This is a genomic window from Fischerella sp. (assembly GCF_013388695.1).
Taxonomy (GTDB): Bacteria; Cyanobacteriota; Cyanobacteriia; order Cyanobacteriales; family Nostocaceae; genus PCC9605.
In genome coordinates, this window is record NZ_JACAEU010000102.1 from 1 (window position 1) to 3,680 (window position 3,680).

Genomic DNA, 3,680 nt, shown 5'->3' on the forward strand with positions numbered 1-3,680 from the left:
GCTTACGACTTCGTCTCTCAAGAATTAAGAGCAGCCGAAGACCCAGAGTTTGAAACTTTCTATACCAAAAACATTTTGCTGAACGAGGGTATCCGGGCTTGGATGGCTCCTCAAGATCAACCGCACGAGAAATTTGTATTCCCTGAGGAAGTTCTGCCTCGTGGTAACGCTCTGTAATAAACGTGCAATTTTCGGCATCACATAGTTGAAACTTTCCCCACCTTAAAGGTGGGGTTTTATTTGAAATATTTGTCCTTAGTCATTAGTCATTTGTATTCAACAAAGAAAAAGTAAAAATAACTAGTAACTGTCTTAACGAAAAACCTGCTATTTAGATATACATAAGCTTAGCCATTGGCAGAAACAGAAGAAAAAGATACTATTGAAAAAGTAAAAATCATATTTTAATTTTTTATTGGCTCATATTGATTGTTACTATTTAACAAGCATCAAAAGTCTTATTTCCAAAGATATTTAGTAAATTGTAAATTTATATAACTGATGAATGATGTACTATTTGTAACGTATTTCTAACATTAGAAAGGCACCTATTTCCTTCAAAAGTTTTCACTATGCAAGAGTATGACGTTGTAATTATTGGTGCAGGACACAATGGATTAGTTTGTGCTGCCTATTTATTAAAAACTGGGTATAGCGTTCTGCTATTGGAAAAGCGTTCAGTTCCTGGGGGTGCTGCCACGACTGAAGAATGTTTACCAAAAAAAGCACCAGGATTCAAATTTAATTTATGTGCTATTGACCACGAATTTATTCACCTTGGGCCAGTAGTTCAAGAATTAGAACTAGAGAAATATGGCTTGGAATATTTAGAATGCGATCCAGTCGTATTTTGTCCTCATCCTGATGGCAAATATTTTTTAGGTCATAAGTCAATAGAAAAGACTTGTGCAGAAATCGCCCGTTACAACGAACGTGATGCCAAAAAATATGCAGAATTCACAGATTACTGGCAACGGGCATTGGGTGCAATGATTCCCATGTTTAACGCACCCCCAAAGTCAATTTTTGATATCTTGGGTAATTATGACATTACCAAAATAAAGGATTTATTCTCGGTAATTGGTTCTCCTAACAAGACGCTGGACTTTGTTCGTAATATGATGACCAGCGCAGAGGATCTCCTCAATGAGTGGTTTGATGAGGAATTTCTGAAAGCACCTTTGGCAAGACTTGCTTCCGAACTTGGTGCGCCGCCTTCACAGAAAACCATTGCGATTGGTGCCATTATGATGGCAATGCGCCACAACCCTGGTATGGCAAGACCTCGTGGCGGTACGGGTGCTTTGGTGCAAGCTTTAGTGAACTTGGTAAGAAGTAAAGGTGGTGTCATCCTGACGGATCAGCAAGTTCAGAAAATTTTGATAGATGATGGTCGTGCTGTAGGTGTGCAAGCGGCAAATGGTAGAGAATATCGTGCTAAACATGGGGTAATTTCCAACATTGATGCCAAGCGTCTATTTTTGCAATTGATGGACAAAAGCGATGTGGATGCAGCCGATCCAGATTTGTGGGAAAGATTAGAACGCCGCATCGTCAACAACAACGAAACCATTCTGAAGATAGACTTGGCATTAAACGAACCATTGCGCTTTGAACACCACGAACATAAAGATGAATATCTAATTGGATCTGTATTGATAGCAGATTCAGTTGCTCACGTCGAACAAGCCCATAGTAAATGTACCTTGGGAGAGATTCCTGACTCTGACCCATCAATGTATGTGGTAGTGCCAACAATGTTAGATCCGTCAATGGCACCACCAAGCAAACATACTGTATGGATTGAATTTTTCGCCCCCTATCAAATTGCTGGTGCAGAAGGCACTGGTTTGAATGGAACTGGTTGGACGGATGAACTGAAAAATAAAGTTGCTGACAGGGTGATAGAAAAGTTAGCAGCCTACGCGCCGAATGTGAAAAACGCAACTATTGCCCGTCGCGTCGAAAGTCCGGCAGAATTGGGTGAAAGATTAGGTGCGTACAAAGGGAATTACTACCACGTTGATATGACGTTGGATCAGATGGTGTTTTTCCGCCCCTTGCCAGAATTGGCAAACTACAAAACGCCTATTGAGAATTTATTCTTGACTGGTGCAGGGACTCATCCAGGTGGTTCCATTTCCGGAATGCCAGGACGCAACTGTGCGCGGGTATTTTTGCAGACTAAGCATCCTATTGCTCAAACTGTCAAGGATGGCTGGGGTTCGCTTAAGTCAACAGTTGGGTCGGTGTTTGGAATTAATAAGTAAGTAAGCGAATGGATAATGTGCCTACAGACTGGAAGTCTGAGGCTACATAAACAAAGCCTGCCTGTGCAGGCTTTTTCGTTTCTATTGAATTAAGGTTAATTGTGCGATCGCTGTTGCGTCTAAATTACCTTCGGGTAGATTTCAAATATCTGCAATCTGGGAGGATAATCTACCCCTAGACACTACCAATGCAATTAGGCTGTGACATGCTCGAATGCGATCGCTGCGAGTGATTACCCATATGGTAGTAACCTATTGAATCTTCATGCTCAAATCCAACCACTTCGACTGCGTAATCGGCGCACTGCTAGAAATATAGTCCACACCCGTCTGTGCCACAGCACGAATAGTTTCCAGGGTAATATTGCCAGAAGCCTCGATTTTCACGTGACTATTTTCTAGGCGAATCATCTGTACAGCCTCTCGCATCGTATCAAGAGGCATATTGTCCAGCATAATAATGTCAGCTTTGTGGTGTAATGCTTCTTGCACCTGTTCTAAGGTTTCCGTCTCTACTTCAATTGTCAGTGGATAAGGAATGTGAAAACGAATACGGGAAATAGCTTCTCCAATTCCCTTTGATGCTGCAATATGGTTGTCTTTGATCATCACTGCATCATCTAGTCCCATCCGATGATTTATCGCTCCTCCTGTCTGAGTTGCATATTTTTCTAAAATTCTTAAACCTGGTGTAGTTTTGCGCGTATCCACAAACTGAGTGGGTAAATCGGCTATCTTTTCGACATACTGACGAGTTAGTGTTGCAATTCCACTTAAACGCATCGCCAAGTTCAGCGCTACCCGTTCCCCGATCAATAATGCAGCCAAGGAACCATGCATCTGTGCTACCACCTGTCCCTGCTGACAGTATTCACCCTCAACTGCAAACGCTTCAAAGCTAACTTTTTCATTCAATAGTTGAAATACCCGTGCTGCTACTGGTAAACCAGCTACTACCCCAGGCGCTTTTGCGATCCACTCCGCTTGTCCTTCAATAGCATCTTGAGATAGAAGAGATTGAGTTGTGCGATCGCCCCTACCAATATCCTCTAATAACCAATCACGTAACAGAGGGTCTAACACCAGCCAGGGGGGCAAAATTCCTACATTGCTCACAACTTGATTGCTTCCTTCTCTAACTCCAGGAAAAATTTAGCCCAAAACCCTTGATTTATTTAGGTTTTTTAACCGCTCGAAAAAATCTGAAAAAATTTTTTCTCAAATAGTTGACAAAGGGATGTGGAGTAGCTACTATAAGAAAGTGCCTTCGGAGCGGGCACGAAACAGAACTGCTCGGGTGGCGACCGAACCATGAAAACAAGATAGTTTTGAAAGCCATTATAAAGCACCTTGCCTGCGGGAGTAAAGAATAAAGACCGAGGCTGAGGTCAAAAAATAAACAGCCGGATA

Annotated in this window: 2 protein-coding genes and 1 pseudogene; 2 read left to right on the forward strand and 1 reads right to left on the reverse strand. The window is 42.0% G+C overall.

The annotated features are described in order from the left end of the window. Together HXY43_RS13895 and crtO are read left to right on the forward strand one after the other, a co-directional pair. Nucleotides 1-177, forward strand: a pseudogene (locus HXY43_RS13895) (photosystem II D2 protein (photosystem q(a) protein)); the annotation flags it as partial. 395 nt (nt 178-572) lie between these two features. Further along, complete coding sequence (gene crtO / locus HXY43_RS13900) at nt 573-2,270, forward strand: beta-carotene ketolase CrtO (protein ID WP_290883766.1); 1,698 nt, start codon at nt 573-575, stop codon at nt 2,268-2,270. A gap of 252 nt (nt 2,271-2,522) precedes the next feature. Here crtO and nadC read toward each other — a convergent pair whose 3' ends face one another. Continuing rightward, complete coding sequence (gene nadC, locus HXY43_RS13905; RefSeq protein ID WP_290883768.1) at nt 2,523-3,386, reverse strand: carboxylating nicotinate-nucleotide diphosphorylase; 864 nt, start codon at nt 3,384-3,386, stop codon at nt 2,523-2,525. Nucleotides 3,387-3,680: the final 294 nt, after the last annotated feature.